The sequence below is a fragment of the Saccharopolyspora sp. genome, from assembly GCF_017434145.1.
Classification (GTDB): domain Bacteria; phylum Actinomycetota; class Actinomycetes; order Mycobacteriales; family Pseudonocardiaceae; genus Saccharopolyspora_C; species Saccharopolyspora_C galaxeae.
The window spans coordinates 1-20,759 of the sequence record NZ_JAFRFW010000956.1 but is presented as its reverse complement, the minus strand read 5'-3'; the positions used below and the strand labels follow the sequence as shown (position 1 = coordinate 20,759).

The 20,759-nt window shown below is 70.9% G+C and carries 19 protein-coding genes; 10 read left to right on the top strand and 9 right to left on the bottom strand.

The features are described from left to right. Positions 1-83 precede the first annotated feature (83 nt). From IJH84_RS25780 to IJH84_RS25765, 4 genes are all read left to right on the top strand, one after another. A complete protein-coding gene (locus tag IJH84_RS25780) occupies positions 84-944 on the top strand; it encodes an isocitrate lyase/PEP mutase family protein (RefSeq protein ID WP_295149960.1) in 861 nt (286 codons plus the stop codon). A 125-nt stretch (positions 945-1,069) separates the two neighbouring features. Next, positions 1,070-2,071, top strand: a complete 1,002-nt coding sequence (locus IJH84_RS25775) for a bile acid:sodium symporter family protein (protein ID WP_295149977.1) — start codon at positions 1,070-1,072, stop codon at positions 2,069-2,071. A 53-nt stretch (positions 2,072-2,124) separates the two neighbouring features. Then, complete coding sequence (locus tag IJH84_RS25770; RefSeq protein WP_200069632.1) at positions 2,125-2,355, top strand: hypothetical protein; 231 nt, start codon at positions 2,125-2,127, stop codon at positions 2,353-2,355. A gap of 240 nt (positions 2,356-2,595) precedes the next feature. Further along, positions 2,596-3,102 carry a DUF664 domain-containing protein gene (locus IJH84_RS25765; RefSeq protein WP_200069633.1) on the top strand — a complete coding sequence of 169 codons (507 nt, stop codon included), beginning with the start codon at positions 2,596-2,598 and terminating at the stop codon, positions 3,100-3,102. 132 nt (positions 3,103-3,234) lie between these two features. Here the strand turns inward: IJH84_RS25765 and IJH84_RS25760 are convergent, their stop codons facing one another. The 5 genes from IJH84_RS25760 to IJH84_RS25740 form a co-directional block, all read right to left on the bottom strand. Beyond that, entirely contained in the window at positions 3,235-4,044 is an 810-nt protein-coding gene (locus tag IJH84_RS25760) for an SAM-dependent methyltransferase (RefSeq protein WP_295149958.1), read from the bottom strand. A gap of 74 nt (positions 4,045-4,118) precedes the next feature. Next, positions 4,119-4,571 carry a thioesterase family protein gene (locus IJH84_RS25755; RefSeq protein ID WP_295149956.1) on the bottom strand — a complete coding sequence of 151 codons (453 nt, stop codon included), beginning with the start codon at positions 4,569-4,571 and terminating at the stop codon, positions 4,119-4,121. Between the two features lie 183 nt (positions 4,572-4,754). After that, positions 4,755-5,324, bottom strand: a complete 570-nt coding sequence (locus IJH84_RS25750) for a TetR family transcriptional regulator (protein WP_295149954.1) — start codon at positions 5,322-5,324, stop codon at positions 4,755-4,757. 169 nt (positions 5,325-5,493) lie between these two features. Then, entirely contained in the window at positions 5,494-6,210 is a 717-nt protein-coding gene (locus tag IJH84_RS25745; protein WP_295149953.1) for a Clp protease N-terminal domain-containing protein, read from the bottom strand. Between the two features lie 138 nt (positions 6,211-6,348). Continuing rightward, positions 6,349-7,689, bottom strand: coding sequence for a cytochrome P450 (locus IJH84_RS25740; protein ID WP_295149951.1), 1,341 nt, complete (start codon positions 7,687-7,689; stop codon positions 6,349-6,351). 267 nt (positions 7,690-7,956) lie between these two features. On the opposite strand from IJH84_RS25740, the gene IJH84_RS25735 reads away from it, so the two are divergent. After that, complete coding sequence (locus IJH84_RS25735) at positions 7,957-8,427, top strand: STAS domain-containing protein (protein WP_295149949.1); 471 nt, start codon at positions 7,957-7,959, stop codon at positions 8,425-8,427. A 94-nt stretch (positions 8,428-8,521) separates the two neighbouring features. On the opposite strand, the gene IJH84_RS25730 is transcribed toward IJH84_RS25735, so the two are convergent. Together IJH84_RS25730 and IJH84_RS25725 are read right to left on the bottom strand one after the other, a co-directional pair. After that, on the bottom strand, positions 8,522-8,887 hold the full coding sequence (locus tag IJH84_RS25730) for a hypothetical protein (protein WP_200069640.1): 366 nt from the start codon (positions 8,885-8,887) through the stop codon (positions 8,522-8,524). Between the two features lie 361 nt (positions 8,888-9,248). After that, a complete protein-coding gene (locus tag IJH84_RS25725) occupies positions 9,249-10,247 on the bottom strand; it encodes an aldo/keto reductase (RefSeq protein WP_295149948.1) in 999 nt (332 codons plus the stop codon). Positions 10,248-10,507: 260 nt separating this feature from the next. Here IJH84_RS25725 and IJH84_RS25720 point away from each other — a divergent pair, with 260 nt between their 5' ends. Next, positions 10,508-11,137, top strand: a complete 630-nt coding sequence (locus IJH84_RS25720) for a UbiX family flavin prenyltransferase (protein ID WP_200069642.1) — start codon at positions 10,508-10,510, stop codon at positions 11,135-11,137. A gap of 16 nt (positions 11,138-11,153) precedes the next feature. Here the strand turns inward: IJH84_RS25720 and IJH84_RS25715 are convergent, their stop codons facing one another. Continuing rightward, positions 11,154-12,059 (bottom strand): bifunctional methylenetetrahydrofolate dehydrogenase/methenyltetrahydrofolate cyclohydrolase, encoded by a 906-nt coding sequence (locus IJH84_RS25715; protein ID WP_200069643.1) that lies wholly within the window; start codon positions 12,057-12,059, stop codon positions 11,154-11,156. 249 nt (positions 12,060-12,308) lie between these two features. Here IJH84_RS25715 and IJH84_RS25710 point away from each other — a divergent pair, with 249 nt between their 5' ends. The 4 genes from IJH84_RS25710 to IJH84_RS25695 all read left to right on the top strand — a co-directional run bounded on the left by IJH84_RS25710 (position 12,309) and on the right by IJH84_RS25695 (position 19,821). Next, positions 12,309-12,668 carry a hypothetical protein gene (locus IJH84_RS25710; protein WP_295149945.1) on the top strand — a complete coding sequence of 120 codons (360 nt, stop codon included), beginning with the start codon at positions 12,309-12,311 and terminating at the stop codon, positions 12,666-12,668. Between the two features lie 82 nt (positions 12,669-12,750). Then, on the top strand, positions 12,751-13,806 hold the full coding sequence (locus tag IJH84_RS25705; RefSeq protein WP_295149943.1) for an LLM class flavin-dependent oxidoreductase: 1,056 nt from the start codon (positions 12,751-12,753) through the stop codon (positions 13,804-13,806). Between the two features lie 218 nt (positions 13,807-14,024). Continuing rightward, positions 14,025-18,737: a DUF6531 domain-containing protein gene (locus tag IJH84_RS25700; RefSeq protein WP_295149941.1), complete on the top strand. Its 4,713-nt coding sequence runs from the start codon at positions 14,025-14,027 to the stop codon at positions 18,735-18,737. 64 nt (positions 18,738-18,801) lie between these two features. Beyond that, positions 18,802-19,821 (top strand): hypothetical protein, encoded by a 1,020-nt coding sequence (locus IJH84_RS25695; protein ID WP_200069647.1) that lies wholly within the window; start codon positions 18,802-18,804, stop codon positions 19,819-19,821. Positions 19,822-19,929: 108 nt separating this feature from the next. Here the strand turns inward: IJH84_RS25695 and IJH84_RS25690 are convergent, their stop codons facing one another. Continuing rightward, the gene (locus IJH84_RS25690) at positions 19,930-20,634 is read right to left on the bottom strand and encodes a dienelactone hydrolase family protein (RefSeq protein ID WP_295149974.1); all 705 of its coding nucleotides are present in this window, start codon (positions 20,632-20,634) and stop codon (positions 19,930-19,932) included. Positions 20,635-20,759: the final 125 nt, after the last annotated feature.

Below are 20,759 nucleotides of genomic sequence, written 5' to 3'. Positions count from 1 at the left end.
TTTCCGGCCGGGCTCGGCCAAATCCGCGCACCGGTCGCGAAATCTTGCCGCGCGCACCGGAAAACTCCCGAGGAGGAACACACGTGCATTACGGAACCGCACTCCGCGACGAGGTCGCCGGTTCGGAGATAACACCCCTGATCGGCGTTTACGACATGTTCTCGGCGTCCATCTCGGCCCAGCACTATTCCGGGATGTTCATCTCCGGGTTCGGCTTCGCGGCCTCGCACTACGGCCTGCCGGACATCGGTTTCATCGCCTGGCCGGACATCGTGGCGTTCGTGCAGCGGCTGCGGCTGGCGTTCCCCCGCCAGCACCTGCTGGTCGACATCGACGACGGCTACGTCGACCCGGAGGTCGCCTGCCACGTGGTCGAGCAGCTGGAGATGATCGGCGCCTCCGGCGTCATCCTGGAGGACCAGAAGCGGCCGCGGCGCTGCGGGCACGTGGACGGCAAGCAGGTGCTGCCGCTGGAGGACTACCTGGAGAAACTGGAGCTGGTGCTGGCCACCCGCAAGGACCTGGTGGTCGTGGCGCGCACCGACGCCACCGAGGAGCCGGAGATCCTGCGCCGGGCCGCGGCGCTGGCCGAAACCGACGCGGACGTGCTGCTGGTGGACGGGGTGCGCAGCGTCGACTGGATCCACAAGGTCCGCAAGGTGATCGGCGACAAGCCGCTGCTGTTCAACCAGATCGCCGGCGGCAAATCGCCGCGCATCTCGCTGCCGGAATTGCAGGAACTCGGCGTGAACGTCGCCATCTACAGCACGCCGTGCCTGTTCGCGGCGCAGACCGCGATCCAGGACGCGCTGCACGAACTGCGCGCCAACGACGGCAGGCTGCCGGAGATCTCCGAACGCAGCGTGGGCGTGGCGGACTCGCTGGCGCTGCTGGAGAGCAACATCAGCCGGCACCACGTCAAACCGGTGGAAATGCCGGTCTGATCCCGCGCCGGAGCGGAAAGCGAACCATCGAGCGGGTCCGCTGCCCGGTGGAAATCGAACCGTTCCGCCGCTCGTGCAAACATCCGCATTCGGCGGAAAACGACGTCGTGGAGTTGCCGGAAATGATGTCCCGAATGGCGGCCCGGCTGAAGCCGGACCCCTATGTGCTGGCGCTGCTGCTCACCGCCGCAGTGGCCGCGATCCTGCCCGCCCGCGGCGGATATGCGATCGGGCTGGACCACGCGGTGACGGTGGCGATCGGCCTGCTGTTCTTCCTGTACGGCGCACGGCTGCCCGGCGGGGCCGCCTGGGAGGGAATCCGGCACTGGCGGCTGCACGGCGTCATTCTGCTGAGCACGTTCGTGCTGTTCCCGCTGCTGGGCCTGGCCTGCGCGGTGCTGGTGCCCGCCGTGCTGCCGCAACCGCTCTACCTCGGGTTGCTGTTCCTGTGCGTGCTGCCCTCGACGGTGCAGTCGTCGATCACGTTCACCTCGATCGCGGGCGGCAACGTTGCCGCGGCGATCTGCGCGGCCAGCTTCTCGAACCTGCTGGGCGTGCTGGTGACCCCGTTGCTGGCCGGCTGGCTGGTCTCGCGCACCACCGGCGGGTTCCCGCTGGACGCGCTGCCGGAGATCGTGTTGCTGCTGCTGGTGCCGTTCCTGCTCGGGCAGGCGTTGCGCCGGTGGGTCGGCGAGTGGGTGCGGCGGCACGGCAAGGTGCTCGGCCGGATGGACCGGTGCGTGATCCTGGGCGTGGTCTACACGGCGTTCAGCGAAGGCACCGTCGGCGGCATCTGGCACCAGCTCACGCCGGTGCGGCTGCTACTGCTCCTGGTGGTCAGCGCGGTGCTGCTGGCGATCGTGCTCGCCGTGACCGGCCTGCTGGGCCGCTGGTTCGGGTTCAGCAGGCCGGACCGCATCGCGCTGGTGTTCTGCGGCTCGAAGAAGAGCCTGGCCAGCGGCCTGCCGATGGCCTCGGTGCTGTTCGCCGGACCCGGCGCGGGGCTGCTGGTGCTGCCGCTGATGCTCTACCACCAGCTGCAGCTGATCGCCTGCGCCTGGCTGGCCCGCAGATTCGCCGCAACGACGCCCGAAGCGGAGCCTGACGTGGCACCGGCAAGTCGTTGAAGAACCCTCGAATCCCTTGCCCCATCGGAAAAATCTCCTGGAAAGGAACTCCCGTGCGCCTCTTGCGCCAACTCGCCGCCTGCGCGGCACTCGCCGGAACCCTGCTGATCGCGCCGATCGGAGTGGCCCACGCCGGGCCGAGCAGCGACGGGCACAGCCACGCGGCGGGCCCGAGCGCGTTGAACCTCAGCAACAACGGCGACAGCCTGCTGGAGATCGACCGGACGCTGAACTTCAACTTCGGCGGCCCCGGCGCCACCGCAGGCAGCGACCACGATAATTGAGGGTCTCGGGGCGGTTTGCGTAGCGGTGCCGGTAGCGGAACCTCAGCGGCTCCGCCGCTGACAAGACAAGGACGAAACCGTGACCGTCGTCGTGACATGCCTCGGAAACGGGTCGCAGAGTGGTGCCGGGCAATGCGGTGCCGGTCCTGCGCACGGGCTCGTGGGCTGCCTGCCGCACCGGCTCGGTCGTACGGTTACCGGATGCGCATGGGCGCATCGAACCGACCGGAAAGGACCGACATGACCAGCGCTGACGTGCTCATCGACGGCTACGACCGGATCCGCGATGCGGTGCTGGAGGCCGTCGAGGGCCTCACCGAGCAGGATCTGGCGTTCCGCGTCGACGCGCAGGCGAACTCGATCGCCTGGCTGGTGTGGCACCTGACCCGGGTGCAGGACGATCACCTCGCGGGCGTGAGCGGGACCGATCAGGTGTGGCTGGCGCGCGGTTTCCGGGACCGCTTCGGATTGCCCTTCGACGAGGCCGACATCGGCTACGGGCACAGCTCCGACCAGGTCGCGGCCGTGCGCGCGCCCGCGAACCTGCTGACCGAGTACCACGACGCGGTGCACCGGCAGACCACCGACTCGGTGCGCAAGCTGACCGACGAGGACCTCGACGAGGTGATCGACCGCGGCTGGACCCCGCCGGTGACGCGCGGCGTCCGGCTGGTCAGCGTGCTGGCGGACGGTCTGCAGCACGCCGGGCAAGCGGCGTTCGTACGCGGCATCGTCGAACGCCGCTGACGCCGGTCGGCATCGCCGCGGCGGTGCCGACCGGCCACCGCCGCGGCAGCCGCCGGTCTCGTTTCACCGCGGCGTCGGCTCGTTCACGTCAGCCGCTTTCGCCACCTGTGCAACCCGAGCTCGACGGCACGCCTAGATCTCGGCGACTCCGGCCAGGTAGGCCACCTGTGCCGGCTCGGCTTCCTGATCACCGTCCGGGTGCCATTGCGACGGCGTCACCAAACCCGGCGGGACCAGGTCGAACCCTTCCAGCAGCGCGGAGATCTGCGCGGGCGAACGCCAGAAGCTCGGCGGGTTCGCGTTGCGGTAGAGCTCGGCGACCCGGCCGGCGACCTCCGGCGGCACCGACTCCGGGGTGACGTGCGACAGCGCGAGGAAGCTGCCGGGCACCAGCGGTTCGGTGTAGCGGCGGACGACCTCGCGGGCCACGTCGTCGTCTTCGACGAAGTTCAGCACCGAGACCATCAGCACCGCGATCGGGCGGTCGAAGTCCAGCAGCTGCGTCACCCCGTCCGCGGTCAGCACCCGGTCGATGTCGCGCAGGTCCGCCTCGGTCACCGTGGTCCGCTCGACGTTGCGCAGCAGATGCCTGCCGTGCGCGACCGCGACGGGTTCGTTGTCCACGTAGGCGACCCTGTCGCGCGGGTCGAGCCAGCGCGCGACCTCGTGCACGTTGCCGACGGTCGGCACTCCGGAGCCGAGGTCGAGGAACTGCTCGACGCCCTGTTGCACGCAGAACCGCACCGCTCTGGCCAGGAACGACCGGTTCGCGCGGATGGAGGTGACCGCGTCCGGCATCGCCGCGATCACCTGCCGGGCCGCATCCCGGTCCGATTCGAAATTCGTCGACCCGCCCAGGTAGTAGTCGTACATGCGGGCCGAGTTCGGCCGTCGCACGTCGATCTCGGACAGATCTTCGGGTTGCACCTCGAGCCACGTCATCGGCTCAACCTCCTCGCACCGCCGCACCACGAAGTTAGCGGGTGAACACGCTCGGCGACCACCACCGGGGCGGTTCAGTTCGCGGCGAAGCGCGCCAAGTCCTGCAGTGCGGCCACGATCGTCTCCGGCACGCTCGTGGGCTTGCGGGTCTCGCGGTCGACGTAGACGTGCACGAACCGGCCGACGGAGGCCGGTTCGGCGGCACCGTCGCCGAAGACCGCCAGCCGGTAGGTGACGCTGGAGCTGCCCAGTCGTTCCAGACCGAGACCGACCTCGATCCCGGCGGGAAAGCTCAATTCGGACAGGTAGCGGCACCCGGTTTCCACGACCAGCCCGATCGCGGGCAGCTCGCGGATGTCCGAGCCGGTGGCGCGCATCAGCCAGCCGTTGACCGCGGTGTCGAACCACGAGTAGTGCACGACGTTGTTGATGTGCCCGTAGACGTCGTTGTCCTCCCACCGCGTCGTGATCGGCCACAGCACGGTGAAGTCCGCACGTTCCGGGACCGGCTCGGCAAAGCTCGACATGCCGATAGATCCTATGTCTCCGGTGCTCCGCACCCGCGCGCACGGCGCACTCCCGCGAGCTGGGTGCGCCCGGGTTGTCGTTGTCCTGTCAGCGGCGGCGCCGCTGAGCGGGTGACCATCTACGACAACGGACCACCGGCGGGGTGCCGCTACCCGGACACCTCCGCAAAACGAGGTCCGATCTCATCGGGGTGGTTCGGCGACGCGTTGGGCGGCTGTCACCGCGGCCCGCCGGATGGTGTCCGGGTCGCGCCCGCCGACCTTGCCCACCGCCAGCGCGGACAGCGCCATCGAGCGGGCGATGCCCAGCAGCACCACGAGCAGGTCGGTGGCGTGCCACGACGGGTCGATGTGCCCGGTCGCTTGGCCGCTGCGGATCTCGTCGATCTTCGGGCGCAGTCCGCTGAACCGGATGTCGTCGCGGGTGAGGTCCACCGGTTGGTCGAGGTCCAGCCACGCTTGCAGCCGGGCGCTCTGCGGGTCGTGCAAGTAGTGGTCGAACAACCGGCCCACGTAGCCGGGGACGTCGTCGCCGCGCAGCGCGGTGCGTTCGGAGGTTTCGGCGACCCATCGGCTGGCGACCTCCGCGAACAGCTCCTCCTTGCTGGGGAAGTAGGCGTAGAGCCGGTCCTTGCTGGCGCGGGCGCCGGCGGCGATGCGGTTGATCCGCGCGCCCGCGACGCCGTGGCGGGCGAATTCCTCCTTGGCCGCGGCGAGGATCCGCTCGCGGGTGGCTTGGCCTGCGGCGCGCACCGGATCAGCCTACCTTGCCGAACCGGCTGGTTCGGGGATGCTGACGCCGGACCAACTGGCTCGGTGAGCGGCTCGGCGCCGGTGGCGCGCCGAGCTGTCGCGGCGCTGGGCAGCGCGGGAGCTTCGGCCGTGGCCGGGCTCGGCGCCCGGGAGACCACGGACCTGGTGATCACTTCTGCTGCAGGGCCGCGGCGATCGACTCCTGCGCCTGCGCCTTGCCCACTCCGAGCCCGGACAGCACGCCGGAACCGTCCTCCAGATCCAGCAGTGCGAGCAGGATGTGCTCGGTGCCGACGAAGTCGTGCCCCATCCGCAGCGCTTGCCGGAAGGTGAGCTCCAAGGCCTTCTTCGCGCCGGAGTCGAACGGGATCAGCGGCGGCACGTCCTCGACCGGGTCCGGCAGCACGGCAGCAGCGGCGCTGCGCACGTCCTCGGCGGTGACCTGCTGCGCGGTCAGGGCCGTGACCGCCACGCCCTCGGGCTCGCTCAGCAGCGCCAGCACCAGGTGCGCGGTCCGGATCTCGGGATTACCGGCCGCGCGGGCCTCTTCCTGCGAGGCGACGACGACGTTGCGCGCCCGCGGGGTGAAGCGGCTGAATCCCTGCGCCGGGTCGAGGTCGGAGACGCCGCCGGGATCCTTCGGCAGGAAGCGCTTCTGCGCGGCCTGCTTGGTCACGCCCATGCTTCCGCCGATGTCCGTCCAGGAGGCGCCGGAGCTGCGGGCCTGATCGACGAAGTGCCCGATCAGGTGGTCGCTGATCTCGCCGAGGTGCTCGGCGGCCAGCACCGCGTCGGAGAGCTGGTCGAGGACGTCGGAGCGGTTCTTCTTGATCGCGTCGATCAGGTCGTCGAGCCGGATCGACTGCGTTGCGGATTCGTTCGGCATGCGTCAACCATAAGTTGACGTCCCAGGTTCGTCAACGCTGCGTTGACGATCGACCGGCGGTGCCGCGCGGAGCGCGAACCGTGCCTGCCGACCACATCGCACCCAACCGTCCACAATGCTCGGACGGCGAATTCGCGGTCACCGAGCCGAAACGGCGAAGCGCACCGCGAACGGATTCAACGCGGCAGGCAGCGCCTCCGGACGCAGCGCGGGCGCGCTCAACCGGAAATCGTGCCGCCGCAACAACTTCCCGAGCACGGTGCTCGCCGTGAACAGCACCAGCTCCCGTCCCGGGCAAGTGCCCGGCCCGCCGCTGAACGGGAACAGCGACCAGTCCTGCTCGGCGCGGCCGTCCAGCCACGCCTGCGGATCGAACCGGTCGGCCTGCGGCAGCACCTCGTCATCGCGGTGGAAGAACGAGCTGAGGATCAGGGTGGCGGTACCGGCGGGCAGCGTGCCCGCGTCCCACTCGGTTTCGGTCGTGCTGTCCCGCAACACCACCGCCGTCGTCGGCCACAGCCGCACCGACTCCAGCACGCTCGCGCGGGTCAGCGGCAGGTCCTGCGGCCGGGCGAGATCCCGATCCGTCAGCTCGGCGCGCACCCGACCGGCCTGGTCCGGGTGCGCGGCCAGCAACGCGAGCGCGCGGTAGGTGGCCATGCCCGCCGGGTCGGAGGCGAACAGCCACTGCGGGACCTGCTCGACCGGAGCGGTCTCGGCGCTGGACGGGGCGGCGGCGACCAGCTCCGCCAAGCTGCCCGGCTCGGCCGCGTCCAGGTACTCCTGCAACCGCCGCGTGAACCGCTCGCGCACGTCGCCGCGTTTCGGCCGCAGGTAGGCCCAGTTCGCGTCGTAGCGCAGCTCGGTGAGCAGCGCGGTCAGCTCCCGATCGTCCCGCGCGGCGTCGCCGAGCACGATCCGCCGGATCGCGCGCCGCCACGCCTGGGCGAAATCGTTCCACACCAGCGAATTCCGCGATTCCGCGGTGCGCAACAGCTCGTCCGCCTCCTCGCCCGCCTTGCCGACGAGCCGGTCGGCCATCCGGTGCACCTGGTTGCCGGTGTCGAGCACGTCCTCGTTGAACCGCCGCCGGTCGGCGCGGTTCGCCCCGTGCGAGACCAGCACGCCGCGCGGCTGGAAGTGGTTCAGCGCACCGCGCTTTTCCACGTTGGCCAGCGCGAACGGCTCGGGTGAGCCATCCAGGACGCGATGCACGTGCTCCGGCGAGAGCACCAGCGCCACCGAGCGGAACGGCACTCGCAGCCGCAGCGGACCCGGACCGTAGCGGCGCCGGAATTCCTGCAGCAGCCGCACGGAACGCCGGTCCGTGCCGAGCCTGCCCGCCAGTTCGACCATGCGCGGGCGGCGGGCGATCACGCCTTGGGCCAGCATCGGGGCGATGGCGATCGCCGCGGCCCGCAGGGTGTCCGGGGTCGAGGCGCGGGGCAGGGACTTCGCGCCGGTGCTCGTCGCGGTCATCGCGCTCCAAAGCGAGGGGTCGCTGCGCCGCGGGTTACCCGTTGAGGCCGGTGTTATTCGCGCACCGGACAACCGCGCATCACTGCTGGGCAAATTCCCGACCACATCAGCAACTTCCGTCGCTGCCTTCGCAAGGTTGCACCGGCAGGTACCGTAGGCACCGGTTGAGTTCACAGCCGCGCACAGACGGAGAACGCCTAGGGCGCATCTCGGCGCTGTGGCTCACAGCGGCGCCGAGCGTCCTCCGCGATCGATCAGGAGGCGGCAATGCGTGTGGCTCAGAGCCCTCCCTTCCCGGAAGAGACGCACATCGGCGACGTGGACTTCACCGTCCCGGCCGCGCGAGACATCAGCCCGGTGCCTGCTCAGGAACACGCCGAACGGGCAGCGACGCAAGGACTCGGCATCGACGTCACGCGGCCCGACCGCGGCACGATCGTGCTGTCGGCGCGCGGCGAGATCGACAGCCACACGGTGCAACGGCTGCACGAGCTGATGTGGCACCGGCTCGCCTCGTGCAGCGAAGTCGTGGTGCTGGACCTTTCGGCGATCACGTACTGCAACACCAGCGGACTGCAACTGCTGGAGCAGTGCCGGCTGCGGGCCGAGGAGCGCGACATCTCGTTGCGCGTCGTGCCCGACCGCTACGGGCTGCTGGCGCGGCTGCTGGACATCACCGGCACCCGGGAGCGTTTCGTGCTCTGGGCGAACGCGGTGACCGCGGCGCACGCGGAGTGATCCGCAGGCGCGTCGGCGCCGCCCGGCCGCCGACGCGCCTTGCTGTCCACATCGTCACGGCGCGTTCCGTCCTGCTCGGACTCGGGGCGGCCGCTCAGACGGCCCAGTCGATCCCGATGTCCCCGTCGCTAACCAGCAGGAACTCGCAGCCCTCCACCGGATCGGCTTGCTCCGGCCCGTAAACGTGCCCGGCGCGGACACCGCGAACCGCATTGGCGCCGACCCAGCCCTCATCGCCGAACCGCAGCGCGCCTTTGACCATGTAGTACGTCGTGTTGAACGGGTGGCTGTGCTCCGGGGCGGCGAACCCGGGCGGGAACCAGGCGTAGAAGACGTTGGGGGCCAGGATCTTGACCTGAGCGGCGTTCTCGCCGCCGGGCAGGTGCGGGTCCTCGTAGGGAACCCAGGGCTCCTCGTCGAGGACTTTCGCCCACACGGCGGGGGCGCTTTCGATACTCATCGGACGGTTCTCCAGTTCGGTACTTCGCGAAAAGCACGAGCGTGCCGCGGACAGTGTGCACGCGTTCTGACCGGGAGATCCACCCGCCCCCTCGGCAATTTTTCGGCATATTCCAGAACGGCTATACCGATCGGACAATGCCGTCGATGGCGACCGGAAAGGCCTGCGAACTGCGAGGACGATCGGCCTGTTCGGCCCAACGCCGCGAGCGAAACGGCGGCACGACGTCCGGGCGTTCAGCGCAAGGGCGGCGACCGACCGCAGAACCGGGGCGGATCCAGTGCAAGGTCCGGCGCGAAAACGGAACCGAACGATTTCCGGCCGAAAAGCGGGGCGCCGCCGCGACGACGCCCCGCTGGGATCAACGGCCGATGCTGCCCCGCAGCCCACTCGCGTACCGCTCCCCCGCGGTCGATCCGGGCGGGAAGATCCCGGAGAGCTCGGCGACCAGTTCCGCAGGCAGCTCCAGCCGCGCCGCCTCGATGTTCCCGTCCAGATTGGACTCCCGTCGGGTGCCCGGGATCGGCACGACGTCCTCGCCCTGCGCCAGCAGCCATGCCAGCGCCAGCGCCGCGGGCGTGGTGCCCAGCTCGTCGGCGCGCTCCCGCAACCGGTCGACCCTGGTGAGGTTCTCGCGCAGCGCCTCTTCCTCGAACCGCGGATAGCGCTGCTGGCGCGCGGAGAGGTTCTCCACGTCATCAGCGCTGCGGATCGACCCGCCGAGCACGCCGCGTCCCAGCGGCGAATACGCCACCACGCCCACGCCGAGCTCCCGCGCGGCCGGCAGCAGCTCGGCCTCCACGTCGCGGGTGAACAGCGAGTACTCCTCCTGCGTCACCGCGATCGGATGCACGGCGTGCGCCCGCCGCAACGTCTCCGCGCTGACCTCGGAGAGCCCGATGTGGCGGGCCTTGCCCTGCGCGACGATGTCGGCCAACGCGCCGACGCTGTCCTCGATCGGCGTGCTCGGGTCGACCCGGTGCAGGTAGTACACGTCGACGTGGTCGGTGCCCAGGCGCTTGAGGCTGGCGTCGATCGCCTCCCGGATCCGGTCCGGGTGGCCGAGCCCTTCGGCACCTCCGCCGCCGGTCTTGGTGGCCAGCACCACCCGCTCCCGCAGACCGCCGGACAGCGCCTGGCCGAGCAGCATCTCGTTGTGCCCGCGGCCGTAGACGTCGGCGGTGTCGATGTGCGTGATGCCCGCGTCCACGAGGTGCCGGATCAGCCGCTTCGACTCGGTGTCGTCGGCCTCGCCGTAGACCCCGGACAGCCCCATCGCGCCGTAGCCCAGCGCGCTGACCGCCGGACCGCGGGAGCCGAGGCGGTGCTGCGGGATCTCGTCCCGCCGAGCCAGAGACATCAGTTGGTCACCTTCCTGTTCGCCGTCGCCCGCACCGCCCGGCGCGGGTCGCTCTCCCAGCACAACACCGCGCGGGCCGTCCGGCTTCCAAGCCCTGGTCCGGCACTTCTCGGATGCCGGGAAATCCGCCTGGAGCCCCCGTGCGGCGAGCCACGCCCGCCGGTCCCGCGAACCGCGCGTTGCGTCCACCGCATCCGGCAGCCCCGACCGGCAGCCCGCAAACTCGCCGGTGCAGCGAGGACTTCGTGCGAGGAGGGCCGATGGCGCAACGACAGCGGATGATCATGGCGGTGACCGGAGCGGGCGGCACCCGGGTGGCGCGGCGCGTGCTGTCCGCGCTGGACCGCGACGAGCGGGTCGAACACGTGGACCTCATGGTCTCGCCGTCGGGCCGCAAGCTGGTGGCGCACGAGTTCGGCGGCACCGACGGCGACGATCCGGCGCGCCTGCTGCTCGGCGGCGACTCCGCCAAGGTCCGCGCCCTGGACCCGGACGACCTCGCGGGCGCACCGACCTCGGGCAGCTACCCGTCCACCAGCATGATCGTGCTCCCGGCCGCGCTGGGCGTGGTGGGCCGGATCGCGCAGGGCCAGGCGAACACGTTGATCGAGCGGGCCGCGGACGTGTGCCTGAAGGAACGGCGCTCGCTGGTGCTGTGCGTGCGGGAAACACCGTTCAACCTGATCCACCTGCGGAACATGACGCAGGTGACCGAGGCCGGTGCCGTCGTGTACCCGATGATCCCGACCTACTACAACGCGCCGCAGAGCGTCGAGCAGCTGCAGGAGGAGTTCACCGCGCGGCTGCTGGGATTCCTCGGCCTCGACCAGACCGACTACTACGCGTGGAGCGGCGACGACACTCCCGCCCACCAGGACCGCGCTCGCTAGCGCGGCGGCTTCGCCCTCAGCCGTTCCAGTTGCGGTAGAGGCGCACGGCGTTGCGCAGCGCCATCGTCACCGTCATCGGGCCGATCCTGGGAGCGAAGACTTCGGCGGCTTCGCCGATGTCGTCGGTGAAGTTCTTCATCGTGGAGAAGTTCACGCAGGTAGCGCCCGGCTTGATCTCGCCGGGCCCGACCAGCGGGAATTCCCGCGACGGCACGCCGGTCACGACCACGTCGGCCTGCGCCAGCGCCGCGGCGCGGTCGATGTCGGTGGCGCGGACCTCGGAGGTGCCCCGGTCCTTCGGCGGCAGGTACGACAGCGCGCCGTCGATGTCGAACGAGGTGACCTCGGCGCCGTCGTTGGCCATCATCGCCGCCAGCGGCTGGCCCACGATCTCGCTGCGGTTGAACACGCAGGCCCGCAGGCCGCTGAGCGGCTCGGGCGAGCCGGGCCGGGTCACCCCGGCCTCCTCCAGCAGCTTCAGCACGGCCAGCGGGGTGCACGGCAGCACCGCCCGCTTGGTGTGGCCGGTGTCGATGTAGCGGCGGTTCTCGTAGAGGCAGCGGCTCCAGAACGAGTGCAGCCCCTCGACGTCCTTGCGCGGGTCGACGAGTTCCCGCAGCCACCGGTCCTGCGCGAGCCCTTGGATCGGGTAGTAGATGAAGATCCCGTGCACCCGCGGGTCGCTGCCCGCCTCGTGCACGGCGCGCTCGATCTGCTCGGGCGGCAGCACGCGCTCCTCGAAGTGGATTCCGACCTGTTCGCAGCCGCGCCGGGTGTATTCGGCGTAGGTCTGGGTCGGACCCTCGCCTTCGACGCGGAAACCGGCCAGGCTCAGCGGTTCCGGGAGCGCGGCGACCTCGGCGCGGATCTGCGCGCGGTAGTTCTTGGCGAGGGCGCTGGGGTCAAGGACTCGAGCGGACACGGTTGTTCTCTAGCACAGCGGCCGCGCTCCTGCGATGCCGCCCCTGCCCGTTCAGCGGCCGTGCGCGGCGCTGTGACCTCGGATTCCGGAACGGGCGCCCGCGTCCAACCGGAACGCGTCGGTACCGGTGTGTCGGACATCAAGCGAGCCGCCCGAGTGCGCGATCAACACCCGATCCAGCGATGCGGGCGCCCGCCGAAGCGGTCGATGATCTTGCGGTAGCTGAAGTCGATCAACGAGAAGGCGCCGATGCGACTCCGACTCGGACCTCCACTGTGGACGATCGTGGCGGCGGCCGCCGCGCTCCCGCTGGGCACCGGCAACGCCGCCGCGGACCCGCTGCTCGAAGTACGCGACGTCAAGGGCGTCGACCTCGGGCACGTCGAGGAGGGCATCGCCCGCGACGTGGCGCGCGACCTCGCCCGGGACCTGGCGCGGGACCTGGCCCGAGATCTCGCGCGGGACCTGGCCCGCGATCTCGGCCGGGACCTGGCCAAGGACACCGCCCGCGACCTGGCGCGCGATGCGGCCAAGGATCTCGGCCGGGACCTGGGCCGGGACCACGAGCTCGTCCGGCGAACCGTCGGAAAGGTCGTCGATCACGTCTGAACGATCGGCAGGCGGGCTCCGCGTTCGCTCACGTGTTGGGACGGTCTGGCCGAACCGCACCTGCGGCTGGTGACCTTCCGGCATGTCCGCACAACTCCGGTTCGGCGTCTGGGCGCTGGTCTACGGCAACTGGGCCTCGTTCCACCACCCCGAAGACCCCGTCGACGCCTCGTGGGAACGCAACCGGCGGCAGATCCTGCAAGCCGAGGAACTCGGCTACGACAGCACGCTGCTCGCCCAGCACGTGATCAACCCGTTCGGCGAGCAGTACGACCAGCTCGACACCTGGACCGCCGCCGCGGCACTCGCCGCGCTCACCGAGCGCATCGAGATCATCGCCGCGATCAAGCCGTACCTCTACCACCCGGTGGTGCTGGCCAAGCAGGCCTTGCAGATCGAGGAGATCAGCCGCGGGCGGTTCGGCATCAACCTGGTCAACGCGTGGTTCAAACCCGAGCTGGAACGCGCGGGCATCGGATTCGCCGAGCACGACGAGCGCTACGCCTACGGCACCGAATGGCTGCGGGTGGTGCGCGGGCTGCTGGCCGGTGAGCGGGTCAGCTTCCGCGGCGAGCACTTCCACATCGACGACTACCAGCTCAAACCGGCCAGCGGGCACCGCCACCGGCCTGCCGTCTACGTCGGCGGTGAGTCGGACCCGGCGCGGGCGCTGGCCGCGGATCTCGCCGACACCTGGTTCATCAACGGCCAGCCGCAGCAGGACGTGCGCGCGCTGATCGACGACGTCGCCTCCCGCCCGCGCGAGGGCGACCCGCTGCGGTACGCGCTGTCGGCGTTCGTCATCGCCCGCGAAACCGGTGCCGAAGCGCAGGAAGTGCTGGCCTACCAATGGGAATTGGCCGAACAGGGCAAGCGGGCGTGGGACGGGCTGGTCGCCAACGCGGACCCGAAGGCGGTCATGTTCCACACCTTCGCCAAGCATCCGCACATCGGCACCAACGGCGGCACCGCGGCCGGTCTGGTCGGCAGCTACGACGCGGTGGCCGAGCGGATCCTGCAGTTCCGCCGGCTCGGCATCGGCACGCTCATGCTGCAGTTCCAGCCGTTCGAGTCCGAACAGCGCCGGTTCGCGCACGAAGTCATCCCGCGCTACCGGCGGCTGGAGGGAGCCGGTTGACCGGCGCGTCCGTCCACTTCGGACTTCGCGGTCCTGGCGTCGGTCCGGCGGCGAACGAACCGTTCGCCCGGTACTCGGCCCACCGCGGCCGGATGCATCCGCAGCGACGCGGCCGCGAAGCCGCATTCCAGCGTCCATCCGGATGAACGACCTTGTGACCGCGCTGCGCTGATCACTAGCGTGATGCCCCTCTCGCAGGTGGTGGATGGGGGTCACACATGACGAGCGCGGAACCCTTTCCGAATCGGCCGATCCGGGAACTTCTGGGCCGCGTTCCCGGATATTCGTTCGCCGGGGACGGCGTGCACACCGCGGTGGGCAACCACACCCGCACCGCGCTCGACCTGCCGATGCCGAGTCCGCTGCTGAGCTGGGCGAGGACCTACAACTCGCGCGGACCCGGCTCCGGCCGGCTCGGACGCGGCTGGACGTCCACAATGGACGCAAGGCTGGATTTCGAGTCGTCCGAAGGAATCGTGCTGCACCACTCGGACGGTCGCGCGCTGACCTTCCCGCACCGTCCGGACGGCACCCACGGGCGCGCGACCGACCTGCCCGCCGAGCTGCGCGAGCAGGCCGAGTCCTGGCAGCTGCACTTCTTCAGCGGCGAGGTCTGGGAATTCGACGCCGCCGGGCGGATGCGTTCTCGCGCCGCCCGCGGGCAACGAGTGGACTGCGAATATGATTCGGCCGGGCTGCTGATCTCCGCGGTGCACTCGGCCGGATTCCGGTTGGAGTTGTCCTACGGCGCGGGCGGCCTGCTGCGCCGGGTCGTCGCCGACGACGGCCGCGCGGTGCATTACGAGTACGAGACCGCGGGCGTCGCGGACGCAGCATCGCTGGACATCCCGGTGTTGAGCTCGGCCACCACCCCCGGCACCGGCGCGACGAGGTACGACAGCACTCCGGCCGGGCTGCTCGCGCGGGTCACCGACGCCGACGGCGTGGTGCTGGTGCGCAACGACTTCGCGGACGTGGCCTCGGGAGACCCCGCCGACGGCCGAGTGGTGCAGCAGGTTCTCGCGGGCGAGGTCGAAGTCCGCTTCTCCTACGACGACGCGAACCGCACGACCGCGGTGCACGGCCCGACCGGGGCCCGGACCGAGTTCGGCCACGCCCCGGACGGCCGCCCCGTGCGTGTCACCGACGCGCTCGGAGGCACGACTTCGCTGCGCCGCGACGAGGACGGCCGGCTCGTCGAGGGCAGCACCGCGGGCGGCACCGCGTTCGCACAGCACTACGACGAAGCGGGCGACCTGGTCACCGAAACGTTCGGGGACGCCACCACGAGCTGGACCCACGACGAGGCACACCGGATCACGAGCGTCACCGACCCGGCAGGCCTGCGCACCCTGTTCACCTACCACGGCGACGAGCGGATCCCTGCCACGATCAGCGACCCGTCCGGCGGCATCACGCACCAGGTCGTGCAGGACGGGAAAGTCCTCCGCACGCGGCGCCCCGCCGGCGGGATCTGGTGGTACGAGCACGACGACCGCGGCAACCTCGTCACCGCCACCGCACCGGACGGCGCGAACACCCGCTACGAGCACGATGCGGCAGGCAGGCGCGTCGCCGAGACGAACGCCCTCGGTGAGCGGATCGAGTACCGGTACGACGACGCCGGACGGCTGGTCGGCACCACCGGCCGGGACGGCATCGTGCGGCAGCGGCGGTATTCCGCGGCGGGCAGGCTGCTGAGCACGAGCGATCAGGAAGGCACGCGCAGCAGTCGCGAGTACGACGCGGCGGGCCGGTTGGCCGCGACCACCGGCCCGCTCGGCACGAGCACCCGCTACGGCTACGACCGGGCGGGAAACCTCGCAACGGTCACCGGACCCGCCGGTGAGCAGGTCACGCTCGCGCACGACGAGCTGAACCGGATCACCGCCGTGACCGACGCGGTGGGCGCCACCACCCGCTACGAGTACGACGCCGAGGGCAACAACACCAGCGTCAGCTCACCGGCGGGCACGGTGCGCAAGGAGTTCGACCAGCGCGGCAACGCGGTCGTGGAAACCGACCCCGGCGGAGCCGTCACCACCGTCGACTACGACGCGCTGGACCGTCCCGTCGCCGTGACGGACCCGGCCGGAGCGACCTGGCGCACGCAGTACGACGACACCGCCGGGGTCGTCACCGAGACCGGCCCGGACGGCGCCGTCGCGATGCGGCGCCACGGCCCGGACGGGCGGACTTCGGTGCGCATCGATCCGCTGGGCAGGCGCACCGAATACCACTACGACGACAACGGCCGGATCACCGCGATCACCGATCCGGAGGGCGGGCGGACCCGGTTCGAGCACGACGCCGCGGGACGGACGACGGCGGTGCGCACCCCGGCCGGCCTGGTCACCCGCTTCCGGTACGAACACGGGCGGCTCGCCGCCGTGGTGGACCCGCGCGGCTGGATCACCCGGTACCGCTACGACTCGCGGGGCAGGCGCACCGAAGTGATCAACCCGAGCGGGATGCGCACCCGGTTCGGTTACGACGCCGCCGGGCGCCTGGTGAGCCGCACCGACGCACGCGGCGGCACCACCCGCCACCACTACGACGAACTCGGCAACCTCACCGAGCTCGTCGACGCGAAAGGCGTCAGCACCCGGTTCACCCACGACGCCGCGGGCAGGCGGACATCGGTGACCGACCCGCTCGGGCGCACCACCCGGCGCGAGTACGACGCGGCGGGGAACCTGGCCACGCTGATCGAACCTTCGGGGCTGCGGCAGCACTTCGAGTACGACGCACGCGGCAACCTGCTGCGCCGCCACGGCGAAGACGGCGCCGAAGTGCGCTACACCTACGACGCGGCGGGCCGCCGCAAGAGCATGTCCGACAGCACCGGAACGACCGGCTACGACTACGACACGGCCGGACGGTTGCGCACCGTCACGGTCCCGGACGAAGGCCGCCTGGTCGCCGATTACGACGCGGCGGGCCAGCGCACCGCCTTGCACTATCCGGATGGTGCGGCGGCGCACTACCGCTACGACGGCAACGGCAGGCTCGTCGGCCTGCGCGACTCCGACGCCGGAGAAGCCGTCTACGCCGTGGACCCGGACGGGCGGCTGGTGACCGAGCAGCTGCCCGGCGGCTGGTCGCGGCGCTACCGCTACGAAGGCGGGCTGCTGGCGGAGTTCGCCGAGAACCGGGCGAACGTACCGGCGATCCGCACCGAACTTTCGCACGACGCCGACGGGCGGATCACCGGCCAGGTCGATCACGTCGGCGCGGACGCCACCGGTGCGGAAGAGGTGCTGCGGCACACCTTCGGCTACGACCCGGGCGGCCAGCTGGTCTCGATCAGCTCGCGCACGGCGGACGGTTCCGCGGACACCCGCATCGCCTACGACATCGCGGGGAACAGGACCGCGGTGGTCCGCGAGGGTGCGCGGACCGGTTACCTCTACGACGCGGCGGATCAGCTCGTCGCCGTCGAGCAGGAAGGCAGGCGGATCGCCTACCGCTACGATCCGGCAGGCCGGTTGCTCGAACAGCATGACGGCGACCGCCGACAGGTCATCGACTACGACGGCCTCGGCCTCCCGCGGGTATCGACGCGCACCACCGCGTGGTCGTCGGAGCGAACCGAGCTGCGCTACAACGGCGACGGCCTGCTCACCGAGCTGGAGTCGCGCATCGGCGACGACGCGGCGCCGACCTCGGTCGACTACCGCTGGAGCGTGGGAGACCGGCTGCCGCAGATCCTTGATCAACGGGTCCGGACGGATGCCCGGCAGGACGACTCCGCACCGGTCGGCGGACGGCTGGCCGGCGCCCGATTCACCTATGGCCAAGGCCGGGCTTTCGCCACCACCGCGCAGAATTCGGTCGTGTTCGCCCGGGACGCCTTCGGCTCCACCGTCCGCACCGAGCAGACCCGGCCGTGGGCGCAGGCCGAGCGCTACGGGGCGTTCGGGGCGCTCGATGCCGAACCGGACCGCGCGCCGCTGTCCACCCCGGAGATTCCCAGGTTCGGCTACCGCGGCGAACTGTCGCTGGCCTCCGACGTCTACCTGCGCGCCCGCTTCCTCGACAGCGCGGTGGGCCGGTTCCACGCCCCGGACCCGGTCGCGCTGATCGGGGCGAGCAGCCAGGCCAACAACCGCTACCAGTACGCGGAAAACGATCCGTTGAACCGCACCGACCCGACCGGGACGTGGGCGGTCGCCGACGCGCGCGGCGGGCTGCTGGCGCAACTTGCCGCCACGGGCATCGGAGGATGCGGCAACTGCTCGGGCGATCCGGGCAACGGTTTGGAACGGCACTGGAAGTGCTTCCAAGACCAGGCTTGTTTCCGCGTCCGCGGCTACCGGTTGACCGAGGACGCGCTCGACGCGGATCCGGACACGCTCAAGGACCTCTACTACAGCCGCAGGCCCGAGCGCGCAGCCCAGGCTTTGACGATCAACAAGCTCAACGCGGAACGGGCCGGCGGGTGGGATTCGTTCTGGGGCGGCGTGTTGGACTACACGCCGGTCAGCGAGCGGGTCGACTGGGAAGTCGGCCCGCGCGGGACGAACCGGTTCCGCGTCGACATCACCACCGAGGAACGCGACATCTTCGAGGTCAAACGCTGGGCGGGGCCGGCCACCGCGGTGGAGGTGACCGGGCAGCTGAACGGCTACGTGCTCAGCGCGGGCTACTGGGGCGTCGATTTCGAGCCCAGCGACGAGCTGACCGAGTGGGCCTCCGGCTTCGACGTGACCACCGGGTTCTTCTCGTACTTCGAGACGCCGTGGACCAATGACACCGTTTTCGTGTGGGGCCTGGGCAATCCGGACGGGCACATCTACTTCGCCGAGAACGACCGGGCGAGCGACGACGTGCAGTCGAAGGCCTACAGCGAAGGCGGGCCGCTGACCGAGCTGCCCGAACCCGTCATCCCGATCCCGATCCGTCCTGTTCCGGTGCCGGTCGTGCCGTGACGGCTACGGTGTCCGTTGCCCGTTCGGCCGGTTGCCCGTTCGGCCATCGCACTGAGGGGACGGCATGACGATCGACATCCGGCGCGGTACCGCGCAGCTGTTGCGGGGCGACCCAACGGTCACGCTGCTCGTGCGCACGTCCACCGGCCCGGAGGTCACGCGGGCGCTGCGGGCGGCGTGCGCGGATCTGCGCGAGCTGGGAACTTCGGGCGGCGACGAGCCGGAGGGCCCGAAGTACGTCTCCGAGCCGATGCGCTCCCCCATCGGCTCGCTGATCATGGTGGACTTCGGCGAGGACCTGCCGCTGAGCGAACGGGAACGGACGCCGGACCTGCTCGCGCACCGGCTGGACGAGCACGGCGTGACCGACGCCGAGATCGGTCCCGCCCCGGCCATCGGAGACCGCTACACCGCGCTGGACGCGTTTTCCCCGATCGCGCGCGGCTGGCTGCGCGGCCGTGCGGGCCCGGATTCCCCGCGAGTGGCCGACCGGCCCGGTGCCGAGGTCGTCGACCTGGCGTTGCGCTGGTTGCCGAGCGACCAGGACGAACATCAGCTGCTGGGCGTGTTCGGCTCCGCCGAGGTCGAACTGGCGAGGCAGGACCTGGCCGCTGCGGTCGAGGCGAAATTGCGGACCGACGGCGGGATGACGCTGCTGTCGACCGACTTCAGCACCGGTGGTTTCGCGGTCGGGATGGGCGATTTCTTCCGGCACGGCGCGACGATCGGGGCGGCGGGGCCCGCCGTCGACGTGCCCGAAGCGTTGCGGGCGCAGCGCGAGCTGATCCGCGCGGGCAGCGGTGCATTGGCGTGGGGCTGCGCGGGGATCGCCGAGCGGGATCGGCTGTTCCCGTACGCGCATCCGCACCAGGCGTCCGCGAAGGTCCGGCCGACCCGGCCGTTGTGGTACCAGCTGCTGTCCGAGGAACTGCTCGCTGCGCTCGGAGGCCCGCCGGAAGGCAGCAGGATGCTGCCGGACGGCCGGGTGGAGCTCACCATCGGCGAACCCGAGCAGTGGCTGCCCGGGCATCCGGATGGCGCGGCGATGCTGCGGCGGGCGCGCGAGCTGCTCAGCCCGGGGTGATCGGTTCTTCGGAGGTCGCGCTGGCGCACCCGGCATCATCTCTGCTCGCCGCGTACAGCACCGCGACCGGAGGCTGCTGCGGCGTGCGGCGGGCCGAGTTGATCCCGCTCAGCTCAGGTGCTCGGCGAAGAAGTTCCGCACCCGCTGCCAGGCGTCCTCGGACGACTCGTGGTGGTAACCGAAGCCCAGCACCCGGGTCAGCGGCCCGAACGGGCCGACCGGCAGCTGGTTGGCGAAGCTGTGCCCGGCTTCCGGGTACTCCTTGACGTCGTGCGGCACGCCCAGCTCGGTCAGCTGCGAATCCAGCTTGTCCGCGGCACCGCGCAGCGTCGGGTCCTTGCCGCCGAAGCTGGCCACCACCGGGCAAGACCCGGCCAGCACCTCGGCGTCCGAAGGCACCTGCCCGTAGTACGGCGCCGCGGCCTGGAACCCGCGCGGCGCGGCCAGCAGCGCGAAGCCACCACCCATGCAGAACCCGGCGACGCCGACCGCGCCGGTGCAGTCGGACCGGCTCGCGAGCAGCTCGCGAGCCGCTTCGATGTCCTCGAACGCCCGGCCGCTGCCCTTGCTGAGCTGGCCGAAGACCGAGCGCACGCAGCGCGCGAAACCGCCTCGGCTGTAGAGGTCCGGCGCGATCGCGAGGTATCCGGCGGAGGCGAACCGGTCGGTGATGTTCTTGGTGTCCTGGTTCAGCCCGAAAGCGTCGTGCACGACCACCACGCCGGGCCACGGCGCTGCACCGGAGATCGACGGATACGGCACGGACAGGTGGCCTTCGAGCCTGCCGTCCGCGGTGGGGATCTGCGCAGTCAGGGCACCGAACCTCGAGGGTCGTCCAGCTGGGGTGTGCGTGGCGGGGCCGCGGGACCGTCCCGGCCGCTTCCGGCGCACCGGTCCGGGGACGGCCACGCGCGAGCGTCGTGCCCGGCCCGCGCCGC